Here is a 17,658-nt window from a genome sequence, read left to right as displayed (position 1 = left end):
TCAATCTCCCATAGCCTGGCGGTAGGCGCGGGCCGTGACCTTCGCGCAACGCTCCCACGAAAAAAGCTTGGCTCGATGCAACCCCGCCGCACGGCAGGCCTGCCAATGCGTCGGGTCTTCGATCAGCCGGGCCATCGCATCACGCAAGGAGTCGGGATCGTCCGGCTGAATGTAATTGCCGGCGTCGGCGGCAACTTCGGGCATGGCCGATGCACTGGTGAGTATCACCGGGGTACCACTGGCCATGGCTTCCAGTACCGGCAGGCCAAACCCTTCGTACAGGGAAGGGAAGACCAGCGCCCGGGCGCCGGCCAGCAGTTGGGCCAGGTCCTCATCAGGCAGATACCCCAGCAGACACACATGACCGGCGGCAAGGGCTGAGCGCAACTCGTCGTTGAACTGTTCGCGCTGCCAGCCTGCCATGCCGGCGATCAGCAGCGGAAAACGCTGGCGCATGGCTTCGGGCAGTCGCGCATGGGCGCGCAGTGCCAGGGTCAGATTCTTGCGCGGTTCGAGGGTGCCGACGCACAGGAAATACTCCCGGGCGTCGACCCCGTGAGTTTTGAGCACTTTATCGATGGACTCGTCCGACCTGGGATGGAATCGCGCGGCCACACCGAGTGGCGCAACGACAAAACGCTCGGCTGGCAGTGCGAAATAGTCCTGTGCCTCGTCGGCAATGCATTGTGAGTCCGTCAGAATCAGGCGTGCCTGCTGTACGCCATCGGCCAGGCGCCGCTCGATCTCCCGCAAGCGTGCAGCCGGCTGGGTTTCGGGATAGTGCAGATGTGTCAGGTCGTGCAGGGTGATAACCGTCGGGCCATCGAACGACAACGGCCACAAGCTCGGCTCGTGATACAGATCGATACTCTTGGAATGCCGCTGGTCGAACCTCTTCTGCTCCAGCCAGCGCCTTGCCTGATAGGCCCCGGGGATTTGTCGCAACAATGGCGTCAGTCGCGAGTAACCGGGCATCGCGGCTTCGGGAAGTGCCGAACTCCAGCCCCAGCCGTGGAACAATGCCAAATCCACGTCCGGCTCCTGGGCGAGGGCGTTGACCAGTTCGGCGACGTAATGCCCGATACCGGTTCTCGGCGCCTGGAGAATGCGTGCGTTAAGGGCAATTCGCATGTTGGCTCTCAGGCACTTTTGCCACGTTGTGCAGGTTGCGCTCTATGCGCTCCACCAGTTGCGCGCTCGCTTCACGCCAGGACAGCCAGCGCCAGCCGTCAAGGTTCAGCGCTGCCGGGAACACGCCAGTGGTTTCCATGCCGATCACCAGGTCGGCCAGGCTCTGCGGCTTGGCAAGGTCGAAATAGGCCATGTAATCACCGCCAATTTCGCGAAACACCGGTATGTCGCTGGCCATAGCCGGCAGCCCGCGCTGCATGGCTTCCACCAGCGGCAAGCCAAACCCTTCGACGTAAGACGGGAAGACCAGCGAAGTGGCGTGGGAGTAAGCATGCTCCAGGCTTCTGTCCGACAGGTCGTTGAACATGAACAACCGTTTGTTCAATTCGGGATGGCGGCGGATACGCTCGACCAGGGCATCGCACTTCCAGCCAATCTTGCCGACGATGCACAACCGGGCCAGCGACCCAGCCGCCCAGGCGCGCTCGAACGCATCCAGCAGGTAGGCGTGGTTCTTGCGCGGTTCGATGGTGCTGACCATCAGAAACACCGGCTGCGGCTTTTTGAACATGTCCAGCAGGCCTTGATCGACGGATGAGCGGGCGTCGCTCAAGTCCAGTTCCGAGCCCAGGTGGAAATAGTCGAACCAGCGTTGTGCCACCTGTTCAGTGCCAACCCGGCGCACCATCTCCTGGCGGACCTGATCGCGAATAGTCGTAGAAATCGCCACGTAGCCATCGGCGGTGCGGGCGATCCAGTCGAACCACTCATTGAACACTTTCACCAGGCCCGCGTCGCAGAACTGCGGATGAGTCAGGGGAATCAGGTCATAGATCACCGACACAATGCCGACACCGTCACGCTTTAGCTGCTCGGCCAGGGGAAAGAAATTGGCGTGCCAGGACGAGTCCAGCAACACCAGTTGGTCTCCGGCCCGATGCTGCAACGGCACACAACGCTCAGGCACCTTCTGACCTTTGAGCACCCGGTCGAGCACGCGCATTGGCAGGCTCAGGCAGGCGAACGCGGCGAGGCGGCACCCCACGTAAAGTACGCGGCGGGCGAACTTCGACTCACTGAAAGGGCGACGTCGTTCCAGGGTGCGGTGGCGCAGCCAGAACAGGTTGGCCATCTGTTCGAGCTTCACCCGCAGGCTCATCAGGTCGAGTTTTGGCGTCTCCAGCGGCGCCAGGCTCTTCACCTCGAACAACGCGCCATTGACCATCACCACGGGAATGCATTCACGGGTGGAATTTGCCGCCGGTAGCTGCTGGATGACGTTGCGCACCACCCGCTGAATGCCTGAGTTGGCGTGAGGATGTTCAAAAACGTAGGTGCACTCCACCAGCAGTCGGGTCATCGCAATTCCTCTGGGGCGGCCGCTTCGATAGTGCTCTCGCTGGAGCGGGTAATGCTGGTTTGGGCCTCGAGCCACGAACAGCCGACGAAGTCTTCCCGACGGTTGTTGATCACGTGAAAGACCAGCCCATAGTCGCGCCACTCGAAGTTGCGGTCCAGGTGCGAGTCCAGGCGCGAGAGGCTCAGGGCCACCGAGTAATTACCCTTGCCCAGGCGCATGTCGAAAGCGAATCGGTAAGTGACCCGCTCGCCGGCGCTCAGGTCGGTGAGGGCCTTGTCGATGCGGTGGGTATTGATGCCGTACATGGGTTGGCCGAGGCGATCCTTGATCATGAACCCAAGGATCAGCCGCTCGATGTCCTGGCGAACTTCGACTTGCACTTCCAGCACCATCGCCTGCCCGACCTCGGCCACTTCCACCGAGCGGCCCTTTGGATCGAGCAGGCGCACGCTGAGAATGCCGGCCTCGCCCGTGCCGGAAATAGTCTGCACCTGGCCGTTGGCAAGCATCTCCTGGCGGACCGTCTGGCCTTCGCGCTGGGCGAGCATCGCGTTGTAGTAGTCCATCACCTCTTCAGGCTTGCCGCGCATGGCCATGCGCCCGTTTTCCAGGAGGATGGCGGTATCGCAGATCGACTGGATCGCCGATCGGTCGTGGGACACGATCAGCAGCGTGGTGCCGGCTTTGCGGAAGTTACGGATGCGGTCGAAGCTCTTGTGCTGGAAGTAGGCGTCACCCACGGACAATGCTTCATCGACGATCAGGATATCCGGACGGCGCGCCGTAGCAACGCTGAACGCCAGGCGCATCTGCATGCCGCTTGAATAGGTGCGGACCGGCTGGTCGATGGCCTCGCCAATTTCGGCAAAACTTTCGATTTCCGGCATCAGCGCCTCAATTTCCTCGACCTGCATGCCGAGCAGCTGGCCCGCCATGAAGGTGTTCTGGCGCCCGGTGAAGTCCGGGTGGAAACCCATGCCCAGCTCCAGCAGCGCGGCGACTCGACCTTGCAGCTTGATCTCGCCACAGGTGGCCTGGGTGGTGCCGGTGATCATCTTCAACAGGGTACTTTTGCCAGCGCCGTTGACCCCGACAATGCCAACGGCTTCGCCGGGCTGGATCTCGAAGTCGACACCCTGCAGCACCCAGTGCAAGTGATGGCGGGTAGGGGAGAACGGCACCAGCCATTCGAACAGCCGGCTCCAGCGATTCGGGTATTGCTTGTAGGCCTTGCCCAGGCCACTGACGTGTATATGTCCCATCAGAGCTCATCCACCATTTCACCAACACGCTGGCGGAAAAGCCGCAGCCCCATCACGCAGAACAACAGCCCGATCACCAGCAGCGGGAGCAGCGAGCTCCAGTTCGGCCATTGGTTATAGAGGAACAGGTTCTGGTAACTGTTCATCAACGCCGTCATCGGGTTCAGCTCGATAACGCGCTGGATGCCCGGCGGCAGGATCGACAGCGGGTACACGATCGGTGTCAGCCAGAACCAGAATTGCAGGCAGATGCCGAAAAATTGCCCGACGTCGCGGAAGAACACATTGAGCACCCCGAGGATCATCCCCAGTCCGGCGGCGAACATCACCTGCAGCATCAGCAGCGGTATCAGGGCCAGCAACGCCATGCCCGGAAGCCGTCCGCTGATCAGCAGGAAGCCGAGGAACAACCCCAGGATGATCGCGAAATTGATCCCGGCATTGAGCAGCACGATCACCGGCAGGCAGATGCGCGGGAAGCTGATTTTCTTCAGCAGGTTGGCGTTTTCCAGAAACATGCTCTGGCTGCGGGTGGTGATCTCGGCGAACAGGCCCCAGGTCAGCAGGCCGGCGCACAGGTATACGCTGTAGGCCAGGCCATCATCCACCCCCGGCAGGCGGGCGCGCATGATGGTGGAGAAGATGACCGTGTAGACCACGATCATCGACAGCGGGTTGAGCACGGTCCACAAGGCACCAAACAGCGAATTGCGATAACGCGCCTGAAACTCTCTTTTGACGCTGCCGAGGATAAAACCCCGGTAACTCCACAACGATTGGTAAAGATTACGCAGCATTCAAACCGTCCGGCCGTATTGATCTTCGAAGCGGACGATATCGTCCTCTCCCAGGTATTCGCCGCTCTGCACTTCGATAATCACCAGGTCGATCACCCCGGGATTTTCCAGGCGATGCTTGTGGCCGGCGGCAATGAAAGTCGATTCGTTCTTGGCCACCAGGTGAGTGCCGGTGCCATTATTGGTGACCTTGGCCATGCCTTCGACCACCACCCAGTGTTCATTGCGGTGGTGGTGCATCTGCAGGGACAACTTGGCACCAGGCTTGACCACGATGCGTTTGATCTTGAAGCGTGGACCTTCCTCGAGCACCGTGTACGTGCCCCATGGCCGGCTGACCGTGCGGTGCAGGCGATAGGCTTCGTGCTTCTTGTCCTTGAGTTGCCTGGCCACCTGGCGCACATCCTGGGCACGGTCGGCATGAGCCACCAGGACCGCGTCGGCGGTGTCGATGATGATCAGGTTTTCCACGCCAACGGTGGCCACCAGGCGATCTTCGCTCTGCACGAAGTTATGGTGACTGTCGATGAAGATGGCTTCGCCTGCCGCACGGTTGTGCTGCGCATCCGCGGGCACCAGGGCGGCGATTGCACCCCAGGAGCCGATGTCGCTCCAGTCGAAACGGGCGGGCACCACCACCACCTTGTCGGAGCGCTCCATCAACGCGTAGTCGATGGAAATGTCCATGATCTCGCCAAACAGCGCAGGCGATAGCTCCTGCTGCAGGCCGCCGGCGGTTTCCACTGCCGCACTGGCTGCCATGCAGGTCCTGGCCTGCTCCAGCAGTGTCGGGGCGTGGGTTTCCAGTTCCGCCAGGACAGTGGCTACCGAGAAGCAGAACATCCCGGAATTCCACAGGAAGTTGCCACTTTCAAGGTAATGAGTTGCGGTCTGCAGGTCGGGTTTTTCAACGAAACGCTGCACACGGGCGGCGCCATTTTCGTCCAGCGCTGCGCCGGTCTCGATGTAGCCAAACCCGGTTTCCGGAGCGGTCGGCACCACCCCGAAGGTCACCAGCTGGCCGGACCGGGCCAGGGTCACCGCATGTTCGACAGCCTGCTTCAGGGCCTCTTCGTTGACGATCAGGTGATCGGCGGGCATGACCAGCATGATCGCTTCGTCACCATGCAGTGCCTGCAGCGAGAGGGCGGCCGCCGCGATTGCCGGAGCGGTATTGCGCCCCGTCGGCTCCAGCAGAAAGTGCCCGCGATGCCTGCCCAGTTGTGCGTCCTGATAGTGATCCTTACTCTGGAAGTAGTAGTCGCGATTGGTCACCGTCACGATGTCGCCCCAGCCTTCCAGCAACGCGGCAGCACGCCGATAGGTCTTGCCCAGTAACGACTGGCCGTCCGGCAACATCATGAAGGGTTTCGGCTGGCCTTCTCGCGATACCGGCCACAACCGCGTACCAGCACCACCGGAAAGAATCACGGGAATCAGCATGGGCCTACTCCTTGGCGACGCGTTTCATGTCCGCATCCATCATCATGCGGATCAAGTTATCCAGGTCGGTTTTTGGTTTCCAGCCCAGCACTCGCTGAGCCTTCGCCGGGTTGCCGAGCAGCACCTCAACTTCGGCCGGGCGGAAGAACGCCGGGTCGATCTTCACGAAGTCACGGTAGTTCAGGTCGACGTGCTCGAAGGCGATCCGGCACATTTCGCGCACCGTGGTGGTTACCCCCGTGGCGACCACGAAGTCATCGGGTTTGTCCTGTTGCAACATCAGCCACATGGCTTCGACGTAGTCGCCGGCAAAACCCCAGTCGCGCTTGGCATCGATGTTGCCCAGGCGTAGTTCCTGCTGTTTGCCCTGCTTGATGCGAGCGGCTGCGTCGGTGACCTTGCGCGTCACGAATTCGATGCCGCGCAGCGGTGATTCGTGGTTGAACAGGATGCCGCTGCTGGCGTGCAGGTTGTAGCTCTCGCGATAGTTCACGGTGATCCAGTGGCCATAGAGCTTGGCCACGCCGTAAGGGCTGCGCGGGTAAAACGGCGTATTTTCGTCCTGCTGCTCCGCCTGGATCAGGCCAAACATTTCGCTGGTGGATGCTTGGTAGAAACGGGTATGCGGGCTGAACTGGTGGATCGCTTCAAGCAGGTGCGTGACGCCCAACCCGTCGACGATGCCGGTGGTTACCGGTTGCGACCAGGAGGCTGCAACAAAACTCTGTGCGGCCAGGTTGTAGACCTCGTCCGGCGCCGATTTGATCACTGCGCGCTGGATGGAACAGGCATCGGCCATGTCGCCGTCCAGGTAAACGATGTCGGCCTCGACCCCCATTTCGCGCAGTCGCCAGCGTGCGTCGCTGCTGCGCCGCGCAACCAGGCCGTGGACTCTATAGCCCTTGTCGAGCAACAGTTTGGCCAGATAAGCGCCGTCCTGTCCGGTGATCCCTGTGATCAGTGCACTTTTTGTCATTCTTGTCTTACCCGTATCTCCCAGTCGGACAGGATCGCCCGCAGGGTTTGTTGTGTAGTGATTTGCGGCGCCCAACCGGTGGTCTGGGCGAGCCTGGCATGACTGCCGCATACCCGGCGCTGATCCGCGCGGCGCAGTCGGGCAGGGTCTTGAACCAGTTGCAGGTCGACTTGCGCGAGGTCACCCAGCTGTTCGATCAGGCTGCGAATGCTTTGCTCGCGCCCCGAGCACACGTTGTAGACCTGGCCGGGTGTGCCTTTTTCCAGCAACGCCAGGTAAGCCGAGATCACGTCGCTCACGTCGAGGAAGTCGCGTGTGACGTCGATATCACCGACTTCCAGTTGCGGCGCTTGCAGGCCTTGTTTGATGCGATTGATCTGGCGGGCGGCGCTGGCGATGACAAAACTTTCTTTCTGGCCAGTGCCGATGTGGTTGAACGGGCGGGCGACCAGTACCGGCCAGCCTTCGCTCAAACCCCATTGCACACTCAGGAACTCCGCGGAGAGTTTGCTCACGGCATACGGATTGCGAGGGCAGGGCGGTTGCAGTTCGGTGATGGGCAAATGGTCTTCGCTGACCTGGCCGTAGACATCGCCGGAGCTGACGTACAGGAACGTGCCGGTGAAGCCGCGAGCCTTGAGGGCTTGCAGCAGGTTCAGCGTACCGAGCAGGTTGATGTTCAGTGTGCGTGCCGGATCACGGAACGCTTCGGGTACGAAGGTCTGGCCGGCCAGGTGGATGACCGCATCCGGCAGTTCCGGCCACAGGCCTTCAAGGCTCTGCGGGTCTGCGAGATCATAGCGGCCAGGGACGTTCAGTAGCTCCCACTGCGCGGCATCAGCCAGCAGGCGGGATTGGATGTGTTGTCCTACGAAACCGCTGAGACCCGTAACGAACAGACGCTTTTTCAAACAGCAGCCCCTTGGTCATACATTTTCGTCCATTCCCCACAGTTTGGTCGGAGATGTCTGGCAGACCCGGTGGATTACTGGGTCGAAAGACTGGCGAAACGATTTGTTGTAATTGTTTGGCTGCCAATCTGTGCCAATTGCGCGGTAATTTCAACAGGTCCAACCGTGACTGATCAGTTCTGGTCCGCGTAGCCCGATTTATTCTCGTCGGGCGGTTCACGAATCCTCAACGGATGTGTTTAGAATGGCCCTCGTCACGATTACCCAAGGTTCGGCAGCGTCGTTGTGAAACTGCGAGAAACTGACCATTAAAACAAGAACGAAGACGGGCACGAAGACGATGGACGAGGGCTAGCAAATGCTGCCCCGATCCGTGGCTTCTCCGTCACAGAGTGAGGTTGCCGGGATGGCGATTTCACCATGGGATGCCATGAATTTCATTCTCTACTCCGACGTCAACGACAGCTCCATCAGCCAGAGTCTCGGCCGTCCCGAGTACAGTTACTATTTTGTGCTCAAGGCGTATCGACCCTTGTTCGAAAGCCTTGGGCAGGTTCATGTCGTAGCCTCTAGCGCCGAAGTGGATCCGCTCTATCGGCAGTTGCAGCAAGCGGGGCAGGATAGCCTGTTCATTTCGTTTGCACCGCCGCACAAGACCCCGACCGATATTCAATGCCCAATGGTGTGTGTGGTTGCCTGGGAATTCGACACCATTCCTGCCGAGCATTGGGACAACGATCCACGCCAGGACTGGAGCCAGACACTGGCGCGCCTGGGCCGGGTGATCACCTTGTCCACCCATACAGCCGAAGCGATCCGCCGAACCCTGGGTGCCGATTTCCCTGTGCTCGTACTGCCGACGCCTTTGTGGGAACGCTTTGCCGAGGTGCGCCAGCACTATCCGGGCACCCCGGTAAATCCGGGCGCCACGCTGCAGATCAAAGGCTGCATCCTCGACAGCCATGTGATGGGCTTGTCCGCCGATGGCCTGCTTGGACCGCCGATTGAAGAGTCAGTGGCGCAGATCGAGCCTGAGCCGGAAGTAGTACCGGAGCCGCCACCGCCACCATTGACCATCCGCCGCCGTGCATTCATTACCCGGCATTACGTGCGCGAAGTCTACCGGGCACTCAAGCACAACCTGCTGCTGTGGTATCGCGAAGCCGCTCGCGATCTGGTGCCGGACGCCGTTCGCCCCTTGTTAACCAGGCTTCGCAAGCCGGCACTGCCAATGCAACCACTGCCAGTTGCTCCCGAGGTTGCCGAGCCGGTCGAGCTAGTCGAACCGGCGCCATCCGCTTTGCCCGATACCACCACGACAGTCTCCATCGATGTCAGTGGCGTGGTGTATGTCAGCGTGTTCAATCCCGACGACGGGCGCAAGAACTGGCACCATCTGATCACCGCGTTTTGCTGGGCAATGCGCGATGCACCAGACGCCACGCTCGTGCTGAAGATGACTCAGAATGACCTCTCCACCTATTACGTCGAACTCATGACCTTGCTCTCGCAACTGTCACCGTTCGCCTGTCGGGTGGTGGTCATGCACGGTTATCTGCAGGATGAAGAATTTGCGCAGTTGTACGGCGCCGCGAGTTTTTACGTCAACGCATCACGCTGCGAAGGCCTGTGCTTGCCGCTGATGGAATTCATGTCGTGTGCACGGCCCGTTATCGCCCCGGACCACACCGCAATGCGCGATTACATCGACGAACGCGTGGCCTTTGTCGTGAAGTCCAGTCGCGAGCCGACGATCTGGCCGGAAGACGCGCGCATCCTCTACCGGACCCTGCGCCATCGTCCGGATTGGGGCTCGTTGAAAACCGCTTATGCACAGAGTTACGCCATGGCCAAAGACCAGCCCCAGGCCTGGCATGCCATGGCCGACGCCGCCAGCGAGCGGATGCGCGACTACTGCAGTTTTATGCCAGTGCAGCAGCGCCTGGCGCAGTTCTTTGGGCAGGCCCCGGTCATCGCCGCTGCGCCAGCGGCCGCCAGGACAGGGACTGCAGCATGCTGATCATCATTCATTCGGAAACCAACAAGAGCAACATCCAGCAGAATCTGGGCCGGCCCGAGTACAGCTACTACTTCGTGCTCAAGGAGTTTCGTCCGGTTCTGGAACGCCTGGGCCAGGTGATCGAGGTCAGCGACCCTGACGAGTTGGTCGACCGCCTGTATTTCGATTGCCAGAGCAGGGGAGAGGACTGTGTGTTCCTGTCCTTCTCACCGCCGCACCGCACACCCATCAGCTATGCCTGCCCGACCATTGCAGTGTTCGCCTGGGAGTTCAGCACCATCCCCACTGAAAGCTGGCATGGGGAACCGCGGCATGACTGGCGGGTGGTACTGGCGGCCAGCGGCATGGCGATCACTCATTCCAGTTTCACCGTAAAAACCGTTCGCGATGTAATGGGGCCCGAGTATCCGATCAGCGCGATCCCGGCGCCAGTCTGGGATCGCTTTGCCGCGCGCGGCGAGCACTTGCTCAAGCGCCCGGTCGCTGAAGCGATTCGCCTGAATCTGCGCGGCCTGATGATCGACAGTCGTACCGCAGATTTGCGCCCCTACGGACCGGAGCGCTTGCGCGAAGGCACTCCGATCGAGTTCGATGGCCCGGTGCGCGATTGCGAGTTGCTGCTTGATGGCGTGGTCTACACCTCGGTCTTCAACCCCTACGACGGGCGCAAGAACTGGAAGGACATGATCAGTGCGTTCTGCAGCACCTTCCGCGAGTCGGCCGATGCGACCCTGGTGCTCAAGCTCACTCACCATGACATCGCCGATGCACTCAACGACATGCTGCACCACGTCTACAAGAATCAGACCTATCAGTGCCGCATCGTGCTGATCCATGGCTACCTCGCAGACCTTGACTACGAGCGCCTGGTAGAGGCCACCAGTTACGTCGTCAATTGCTCCTACGGCGAAGGCCAGTGCCTGCCGTTGATGGAATTCATGTCGTGCGGCAAGCCGGCGATTGCGCCGCTGAACACAGCGATGGCCGACTACGTGGACAGTGACAACGCGTTCATCGTCGACTCGACAGAAGAACTGACCGCCTGGCCGCACGATCCCCGGGCGGCATTTCGTACCCTGCGTTACACCACTGATTGGGACTCGCTGTGCGCCGCCTACCGGGCCAGCTACGACGTCGCCAAAAACGATGTCGGGCGGTATGAAAGGATGTCGGCCCATGCTGTCAGCCGACTTCAGGGTTTCTGTAGTCAGGCCAGCACCGAACAGCGCCTGCAGGCGTTTTTCGAACAGCTGCTGGAGCGGCGCAAAGCACTGACCTTGCAAGCGTCCAGCGCATGATTCGCCGTCTGTTGGCAAAGCTGTGGCCGGCACCGTCGGCGCCTTTGACCGTGCCCCTAAGCCCGGTATCGCCCAGAGACGTCGGCTTGCACGATGCAGTACTCGATGGCTGGTTCCTCGGCGAAACCGGCGAGTTGCTCAAGGGTTTTGCCATTAACGCCGACGACACGCTGCTGGATGTCGGATGCGGCGAAGGCGTGGCGACCTTGTTCGCGGTTCGACAGGGCGCCTCGGTGATCTTCACCGACAGCGAGCACGACAAGGTGCGTGACCTGGCCCGCCAAGTGGCCGCGCAATCGAACCAGGCCAGTCTGGGACTGGTGAGCAACAGCTTGCCGCTGCCGCTGGCCGACGGTTGCGCGAGCAAAATCGTATGCATGGAAGTGCTCGAACACATCGACCAACCTGAACCCTTCATGGCTGAACTGGTGCGCATGGGGCGTCCCGGGGCGCTGTATCTGCTGAGCGTTCCAGCACCGGTGGGCGAGCATTTGCAAAAGGGCATCGCTCCCGCCAGTTATTTCCAGACACCCAATCATGTGCAGATTTTCACCCCCGAACGGTTCGCCACCATGGTGGAGGAGGCGGGCCTGGTCATCGAGCATCGTCAGGCCAGCGGGTTTTTCTGGGTGATGGGCATGATCTTTTTCTGGGCGAGCGAGAGGGCTGCCGGACGTGACGTGGGTGGCGCGGTTCGCGACCGTATCCAGGCGCCGTATCCGCCGTTGATGGAGAGCTGGGCGAAAACCTGGCAGGACTTGCTGTCGCACCCCGACGGCCTGGCGATCAAGCAGATGCTTGACCGGTTCATGCCCAAGAGCCAGGTCATCATTGCCCGCAAACCGATGGATACCGGGGCACGTCCAGGAGGACACCATGAGTAGCAGCAAGCGCATCATGGATATCGAGTTGCTTCGCGGCATTGCGGTCCTGGGCGTTTTGTTTCACCACTTGCAGGACAGCCTGTTCGCGGCGAGTGTTCCGCTGCTGCAACGCATCACCCTGTACACGCAGCCGTGGTGGGGCGTTGATTTGTTCTTCGCCATCTCCGGCTTCGTCATCGCGCGCAGCCTGATCCCGGCGCTGCAAGGTTGCAGCACGCGGCAGGAATACTGGCAGGAAACCCGCAACTTCTGGCTGCGGCGGGCCTTTCGTTTGTTGCCGTCAGCCTGGTTATGGCTGGCGCTGATGTTGCTGGCGTGCCTGTTTCTCAACCGCTCCGGCGCGTTCGGCACCCTGCAGGCGAATCTGCAGGCAACCCTGGCGGGCATTGCCCAGTACGCCAACTTTCGCTTCGCCGACAGCTTTTACAATTACGAATATGGCACCAGTTTCGTGTACTGGAGTCTGTCGTTGGAGGAGCAGTTCTACCTGCTGTTCCCCTTGCTGATTTTGCTCTGTCGCAAATACCTGGTCTGGGCGCTAGTCCTGTTGGTGGCGGTGCAACTGTTCACTTTGCGCACGCCGATATTGATGGTGATCAGAACCGATGCGCTGGCCCTCGGCGTGCTGCTGGCCATCTGGAGCGCGCAGCCTTCCTACCGACGCTGGGAACCGACATTCCTGCGCCGTCCCTGGGCTGGTCTGGCTGCATTGCTCGCGGTGTCGCTGTTGCTGGGTTTCATCGCCACTGATCGCTTCACGTTCACTCATTACCGTATTGGCGTGATTGCACTGCTGTGTGCGTTGCTGGTCTGGATCGCTTCCTACAATCGTGACTACCTGATGCCCGGCTGTCTGTTCAAAAGCCTGATGACCTGGGTGGGCAGCCGTTCCTACGGGATTTACCTCATCCACATCCCGGCTTATCTGCTGGTGCGCGAAGGCATCTTTCGTTTGCAGGCAGCCAACTTGCCGAACCCTGGCGGGCACCCGATCCCTACATTGTTGATCGCCTTCGGGTTGATCGCGGTTTTAAGTGAACTCAACTATCGCTTTGTCGAAATGCCCATGCGCCGTCGTGGCGTATCGCTGGTGCAGCGCCTGAGCTTGCCCCCAAACGTCGTCCCATCCTCTGGAGCAACCTCATGCTGAGACTGTTGAAGAAACTCGCGGCGGGCACGCCTCCCGCGCAACCGATGCCGGAGCCGACACCGGTGGCCGCAGCACCCGACAAGGTCGATCCGTACATGCTCGGCCTGCATGACGCGATGCTCAGTGGCTGGTTCAACCAGCAAACCGGCGAGCTGTTCACCGGCTTCCCGGTCACCGCGCAAGACACCTTGCTGGATGTTGGCTGCGGTGACGGCGGTAACGTGCATTTCTGCGCAATGCGCGGGGCGAATATCATCATCGCCGATATCGAAGCGGCCAAGGTCGAGGCGACCCGGCAACGCCTGGCAGATACACCGGCTCGGAGCATTGAGTGCCACGTCACCGATTGCAACCCGTTGCCCATTGCTGACGAAACCGCGACTCGAGTGGTCTCCACTGAAGTAATCGAGCACGTCGATGACCCTGCGCAGTTTCTTGCCGAACTGGTACGGGTCGGCAAACCGGGAGCGCTATATCTGCTCAGCGTGCCGCATCCAAGTTCCGAAGACCTGCAAAAAGACATCGCCGCGCCCGAGTACTTTCAGAAGCCCAATCACATTCGCATCATCAGCGAAGAACAATTCAAGGCAATGGTCAGCGACGCGGGGCTGGAAGTGATCAGTCATAGCCAATACGGTTTTTACTGGTCGATGTGGATGCTTCTGTTCTGGGAAGCCAAAGTGGACTTCAGCAATGCGGACCATCCTTTACTCAATCACTGGGCCAATACCTGGCAGGCAATTCTCGCTTCGCCTCGGGGCGCACAGATCAAACAGGCCCTGGATGCGGTAGTGGCCAAGAGTCAGGTGATCATTGCGCGTAAGCCCTGATCCCACCGGATTCTGTGTACCCTGCAACCCTGTGTTGGATGGGATAGATGTTCATGGGGTTTTCAATCCGACGGTGGGCACTGCTCTTCCCGCTGCTGATGCTCGCCGGCTGCGGGCAACCCGAGGCGCCTGCGCTCGATCAGCAACTCTACATCTGGCAACGCCAGTGGCTGCCTGCTCATCAACACGCCTTGCGTGACAGCCGGGCTGATTTCTCTACGCTGCGTGTACTCGCTCTACAGTCATTTCCTCAAGCCGGCTGGAGTCGGGCGCAAGTTGACGCCCATCTGTTACGACAAGATGGTCGCCCGCTGATCGCGGTAATCCGGCTTGATGGTCAGTTGAAGTCTCTTGATTCGCATGAAGTCATTGCGCAGGTCCAACACTTGATCACTGATTGGCAAGGGCAGGGGTTGACATTGGCCGGGGTGGAAATCGACCACGATGCCGGTGTTGCTCGACTGCCGGCCTATCGAAATCTGCGGAGCGAATTGCGCCAGGTTCTACCGGCCTCCATGGCGCTGAGTATCACTGCATTACCCGCTTGGCTGAACAGCCCGGAGTTGCCGGCACTTTTATCCTCCGTCGATAGCAGCGTGTTGCAAGTGCACGCAGTCAGCGATCCAAGAACAGGTTTGTTCCACGTGGAACAAACAAAAAAATGGACCGCGGCTTGGTCACGCAAAACCTCGAAACCGTTTTACCTGGCACTGCCTGCATATGGCGTGGCGTTGTTGCCGGCGAGCAGTGGCGGGCCGATCGTAGAAAGCGAAGTACCCCTTGAGCGCGACGGTGACCGCAAGGAGTTAATGGCCGATCCCCAGCAACTTCGCAAGCTTGGCCTGGAACTGCGGGATAATCCCCCGGAGCACCTCGCAGGTCTAATCTGGTTCAGATTACCGCTGGCGAATGATCGCCGGGCCTGGAGCCTGACCATGCTGCGCGCTGTAGCACGCGGTGAGGCGCTCCGAAGCCAGGTGACGTTGCAACTTTCAGAGCATCAAGGCTTGTTCGAAATCAGCATCATCAACTCAGGCAATCTCGACAGCCCATGGCCCGAACGGGTGACGCTGGCGGCTAGCGCTTGTGAAGGTGCGGATGCGCTGGCCGGTTATTCAATGCAGCAGACTTCAAACAGCCTGACCTTCAGCCGTCTACGAGAGGGCCGAGTAGCGGCACAGGGGCAGCGCGCCATTGGTTGGGCACGCTGCGCAAAAATTGATCAAGGAGCGTCACATGTTGATCCGTAAGTGGCCACATCATCTGCTATGCCTGACCCTCAGCCTGCCCCTGGGGTCAGTGCTGGCCTGTGGCCCGGACTTCCCCATGCGGCTGTTGGACAACCGGGGGCAGACCCTGTCGGAGCTGCCGGAGGGCAACTTCAACTTCGAGGTCAGTCGCCTTGGAGGCTCGATTGCCGGGCTGAAGAACATCGCGCCCGCTACTGGCAGTCAAGATTACAGTTACGGCGAAGAAGCAGGCCAACCCAGCTCGCGGGATCTGGCAGAGCAGGTCGGTTTGTCTGTGGAACAACAGGCTCTGGTGAAGCAACTGCGCAGCGTGGCCGACGCGCGTCAAGTTGAAGTCGACGGCAAAGCACTGCCGCCCGAACTCATGTTCTACCTAGCGGGCGCGGCGGCCTTCAATGCAGCTGACTACGCGCTGGCTGTCGAGTACTTTCACAAAGTGTTGGCACTGCCGGCAGATCAGCGCCCGCTACGCAGCACCTGGGCCGCCTATTCCCTGGGACGGGCATTGTTCGCGATGAACTCGCAAGTGGATGCAGTGCCAAGCCTGTTGGCCCAGTCCCGGCTTGCTTTCGAGCAGACCCGTCAACTGAGCATTGACGGCTTCAGTGACCCCTTGGAGTTGGGAGTCGCCAGCCTCGGCGAAGAAGCCCGTGTGGTTCGCACAGCAGGTGACTGGAACCGCGCCATCGAGCTGTATGCCACGCAGAACCGGCACGGATCGCCAGTGGGCTACAGCTCCTTGAAGCAACTGGTGGCTGAATTGGCCGCGATGCCCGAAGCGTCTTTGGCGCAATTGCTCCAGGGAAAGCCAGTGCAGCAACTGGTGACGGCTTCCTTGATCAGCCGACTGGGCTGGTCATTCGGGGAACAACCGCCGAACGAACTAAAGCTGATCAAGCTGCTTCAAAACAGCACGCGCGGGACCCTGGAAAACGCCGATCGGCTGGCGGCGGTCAATTATCAACAAGGTGATTACGCCAGCGCGAAAGCCTTTCTTGAGCACGCCGGGGACGGCGGCCTGGCTTGGTGGCTACGGGCGAAGCTGGCGCTGCGCGATGGCGACAAAGTCGCGGCAACCGCAGCCTATGCCAAAGCTGCTCAGGCCTTCCCGCAGAACGAATCATGGGGTGAGCGCAGGACCCCGGATTTTGATTACGAGTCGCTGCAGCCCAAATGTCGGGTCGAGGGTGAGAGTGCAATTCTGGCGCTGCAGCGTGGGGATTACCTGCAAGCGTTTGATCAACTCTACCGCAGCCAGGACATCTACTGGTTGGACGCGGCGACCGTGGCCGAGCGCGTGCTGACTGTCGATGAGCTCAAGCATTACGTCGATACCAACGTGCAGGTGCCAACGCCCTTTAGCCAGCAGGATGTTGAGGCCTATGCGGCCAAAAAAGAAGCAGAAGGTGGCGACCAGGTTGCAGCCCCGCTAACGGTCGCGGCCAAACTACGCAACCTGCTCGGCCGCCGGTTGCTGCGCGAAGGACGCTACAACGAAGCGCCGGTTTACTTCGATAACCCCCGGTTGTTCGGCCTGGCGAAGTGGTACGGCGAGCTGCGCCACGATGCAGAATCAAAATGGTGGCCGACCAAAAGGGCATTTGCGTACTTCCATGCGGCCGACTTGAGCCGTCACTTCGGCATGGAGTTACTGGGCTATGAGATGTCCCCCGACTACGCGACTTTCGAAGGCAACTACAGCCTTCAAAGCACCGAATTGAAAGTGGGGCCACTGTTGGCGCAGGAAGAGTTCAGCCGTCAGCAAGCCAGCGCTGCACAGCCAGACCTGCGTTATCACTACCGCTATCTCGCCAACGACCTTGCCACTCGGGCCGCCGATAACTTGCCGCATACCAGCCAGGCATTTGCCGCTGTTTTGTGTGCGGCAACTGGCTGGAACGCGGATCCAGAGCAGAAACAGGTATTTTATCGGCGGTACGTGAACGAAGGGCCGTATGTCGATTGGGCTGTTCACTTCGGTGAGCGCTGCCCGTCCCCGGATTTTGGGAAGGCCGACCGACGTTACGTGACGCAGGCCATCAGCCCGGTCCGTAACGTCTTGCGGCCGTATAAAGCGTGGCTGCAACTGGGCGCGGTGGTGGCATTTACCGCCTTTGCGCTGCTGCTGATCAACCGGCACAAGCGGCGCAAGCAAGCCTGATCAAGCCTGCTGGACGAACGTTAAACGTATCGCAAAACCGATCAGCAGGCTGCCGAACAGCCATTGCTGCAAGCGCTGGGCCGAAGGGCTGTGTTGCAGCCAACGGCCCAGTGCGGCGCCGGTCACTGCGTAGAAACATGTGTGTGGCACAATCTACTGGTTTATTGCCTATCCACCATTGGAAT

General features: G+C 60.3%; 14 protein-coding genes and 1 pseudogene. 7 read left to right on the top strand and 8 right to left on the bottom strand.

The window, feature by feature from the left end; translation table 11 throughout:
* Genes IMW75_RS02490 through IMW75_RS02460 form a run of 7 tightly spaced genes read right to left on the bottom strand, consistent with a single transcriptional unit; the run spans position 1 to position 7,880 of the window.
* On the bottom strand, positions 1-1,131 hold the full coding sequence (locus IMW75_RS02490; protein WP_205891775.1) for a glycosyltransferase family 4 protein: 1,131 nt from the start codon (positions 1,129-1,131) through the stop codon (positions 1-3).
* Positions 1,115-2,491 (bottom strand): glycosyltransferase family 4 protein, encoded by a 1,377-nt coding sequence (locus IMW75_RS02485; RefSeq protein WP_205891774.1) that lies wholly within the window; start codon positions 2,489-2,491, stop codon positions 1,115-1,117. The genes IMW75_RS02490 and IMW75_RS02485 overlap by 17 nt, the downstream gene beginning before the upstream one ends.
* Positions 2,488-3,753: an ABC transporter ATP-binding protein gene (locus tag IMW75_RS02480; RefSeq protein ID WP_205891773.1), complete on the bottom strand. Its 1,266-nt coding sequence runs from the start codon at positions 3,751-3,753 to the stop codon at positions 2,488-2,490. The genes IMW75_RS02485 and IMW75_RS02480 overlap by 4 nt, the downstream gene beginning before the upstream one ends.
* Positions 3,753-4,550 (bottom strand): ABC transporter permease, encoded by a 798-nt coding sequence (locus IMW75_RS02475; RefSeq protein ID WP_045060863.1) that lies wholly within the window; start codon positions 4,548-4,550, stop codon positions 3,753-3,755. The genes IMW75_RS02480 and IMW75_RS02475 overlap by 1 nt, the downstream gene beginning before the upstream one ends.
* The gene (locus IMW75_RS02470; protein ID WP_205891772.1) at positions 4,551-5,993 is read right to left on the bottom strand and encodes a mannose-1-phosphate guanylyltransferase/mannose-6-phosphate isomerase; all 1,443 of its coding nucleotides are present in this window, start codon (positions 5,991-5,993) and stop codon (positions 4,551-4,553) included.
* A gap of 4 nt (positions 5,994-5,997) precedes the next feature.
* Positions 5,998-6,969 carry a GDP-mannose 4,6-dehydratase gene (gmd, locus tag IMW75_RS02465; RefSeq protein ID WP_205891771.1) on the bottom strand — a complete coding sequence of 324 codons (972 nt, stop codon included), beginning with the start codon at positions 6,967-6,969 and terminating at the stop codon, positions 5,998-6,000.
* Positions 6,966-7,880 carry a GDP-mannose 4,6-dehydratase gene (locus tag IMW75_RS02460; protein ID WP_205891770.1) on the bottom strand — a complete coding sequence of 305 codons (915 nt, stop codon included), beginning with the start codon at positions 7,878-7,880 and terminating at the stop codon, positions 6,966-6,968. The genes gmd and IMW75_RS02460 overlap by 4 nt, the downstream gene beginning before the upstream one ends.
* Before the next feature lie 406 nt (positions 7,881-8,286).
* Here IMW75_RS02460 and IMW75_RS02455 point away from each other — a divergent pair, with 406 nt between their 5' ends.
* Genes IMW75_RS02455 through IMW75_RS02425 form a run of 7 tightly spaced genes read left to right on the top strand, consistent with a single transcriptional unit; the run spans position 8,287 to position 17,473 of the window.
* The gene (locus IMW75_RS02455) at positions 8,287-9,900 is read left to right on the top strand and encodes a glycosyltransferase (protein ID WP_237142227.1); all 1,614 of its coding nucleotides are present in this window, start codon (positions 8,287-8,289) and stop codon (positions 9,898-9,900) included.
* Positions 9,894-11,198 carry a glycosyltransferase gene (locus IMW75_RS02450; protein WP_205891769.1) on the top strand — a complete coding sequence of 435 codons (1,305 nt, stop codon included), beginning with the start codon at positions 9,894-9,896 and terminating at the stop codon, positions 11,196-11,198. Before IMW75_RS02455 ends, IMW75_RS02450 begins: the two co-directional genes overlap by 7 nt.
* Positions 11,195-12,082, top strand: coding sequence for a class I SAM-dependent methyltransferase (locus IMW75_RS02445; RefSeq protein ID WP_205891768.1), 888 nt, complete (start codon positions 11,195-11,197; stop codon positions 12,080-12,082). The genes IMW75_RS02450 and IMW75_RS02445 overlap by 4 nt, the downstream gene beginning before the upstream one ends.
* The gene (locus IMW75_RS02440) at positions 12,075-13,232 is read left to right on the top strand and encodes an acyltransferase family protein (protein WP_205891767.1); all 1,158 of its coding nucleotides are present in this window, start codon (positions 12,075-12,077) and stop codon (positions 13,230-13,232) included. Before IMW75_RS02445 ends, IMW75_RS02440 begins: the two co-directional genes overlap by 8 nt.
* Positions 13,226-14,062, top strand: a complete 837-nt coding sequence (locus IMW75_RS02435; RefSeq protein ID WP_205891766.1) for a class I SAM-dependent methyltransferase — start codon at positions 13,226-13,228, stop codon at positions 14,060-14,062. Before IMW75_RS02440 ends, IMW75_RS02435 begins: the two co-directional genes overlap by 7 nt.
* Positions 14,063-14,115: 53 nt before the next feature.
* Complete coding sequence (locus IMW75_RS02430) at positions 14,116-15,312, top strand: DUF3142 domain-containing protein (RefSeq protein ID WP_205891836.1); 1,197 nt, start codon at positions 14,116-14,118, stop codon at positions 15,310-15,312.
* Complete coding sequence (locus tag IMW75_RS02425) at positions 15,299-17,473, top strand: hypothetical protein (protein ID WP_205891765.1); 2,175 nt, start codon at positions 15,299-15,301, stop codon at positions 17,471-17,473. The genes IMW75_RS02430 and IMW75_RS02425 overlap by 14 nt, the downstream gene beginning before the upstream one ends.
* On the opposite strand, the pseudogene IMW75_RS02420 reads toward IMW75_RS02425, so the two are convergent.
* A pseudogene (locus IMW75_RS02420) lies at positions 17,474-17,605 on the bottom strand (LysE family translocator); the annotation flags it as partial.
* Positions 17,606-17,658 lie beyond the last annotated feature (53 nt).

The organism is Pseudomonas gregormendelii (assembly GCF_017114825.1).
Classification (GTDB): Bacteria; Pseudomonadota; Gammaproteobacteria; order Pseudomonadales; family Pseudomonadaceae; genus Aquipseudomonas; species Aquipseudomonas gregormendelii.
This window is presented reverse-complemented; position numbering and strand designations above follow the sequence as displayed.

Coding starts and splice junctions, on each gene's coding strand:
- IMW75_RS02445 (WP_205891768.1), top strand. CDS start 11,195: ATGATTCGCCGTCTGTTGGCAAAGCTGTGGCCGGCACCGTCGGCGCCT.
- IMW75_RS02490 (WP_205891775.1), bottom strand. CDS start 1,131: ATGCGAATTGCCCTTAACGCACGCATTCTCCAGGCGCCGAGAACCGGT.
- IMW75_RS02440 (WP_205891767.1), top strand. CDS start 12,075: ATGAGTAGCAGCAAGCGCATCATGGATATCGAGTTGCTTCGCGGCATT.
- IMW75_RS02485 (WP_205891774.1), bottom strand. CDS start 2,491: ATGACCCGACTGCTGGTGGAGTGCACCTACGTTTTTGAACATCCTCAC.
- IMW75_RS02480 (WP_205891773.1), bottom strand. CDS start 3,753: ATGGGACATATACACGTCAGTGGCCTGGGCAAGGCCTACAAGCAATAC.
- gmd (WP_205891771.1), bottom strand. CDS start 6,969: ATGACAAAAAGTGCACTGATCACAGGGATCACCGGACAGGACGGCGCT.
- IMW75_RS02435 (WP_205891766.1), top strand. CDS start 13,226: ATGCTGAGACTGTTGAAGAAACTCGCGGCGGGCACGCCTCCCGCGCAA.
- IMW75_RS02425 (WP_205891765.1), top strand. CDS start 15,299: ATGTTGATCCGTAAGTGGCCACATCATCTGCTATGCCTGACCCTCAGC.
- IMW75_RS02475 (WP_045060863.1), bottom strand. CDS start 4,550: ATGCTGCGTAATCTTTACCAATCGTTGTGGAGTTACCGGGGTTTTATC.
- IMW75_RS02470 (WP_205891772.1), bottom strand. CDS start 5,993: ATGCTGATTCCCGTGATTCTTTCCGGTGGTGCTGGTACGCGGTTGTGG.
- IMW75_RS02450 (WP_205891769.1), top strand. CDS start 9,894: ATGCTGATCATCATTCATTCGGAAACCAACAAGAGCAACATCCAGCAG.
- IMW75_RS02430 (WP_205891836.1), top strand. CDS start 14,116: ATGGGGTTTTCAATCCGACGGTGGGCACTGCTCTTCCCGCTGCTGATG.
- IMW75_RS02455 (WP_237142227.1), top strand. CDS start 8,287: ATGGCGATTTCACCATGGGATGCCATGAATTTCATTCTCTACTCCGAC.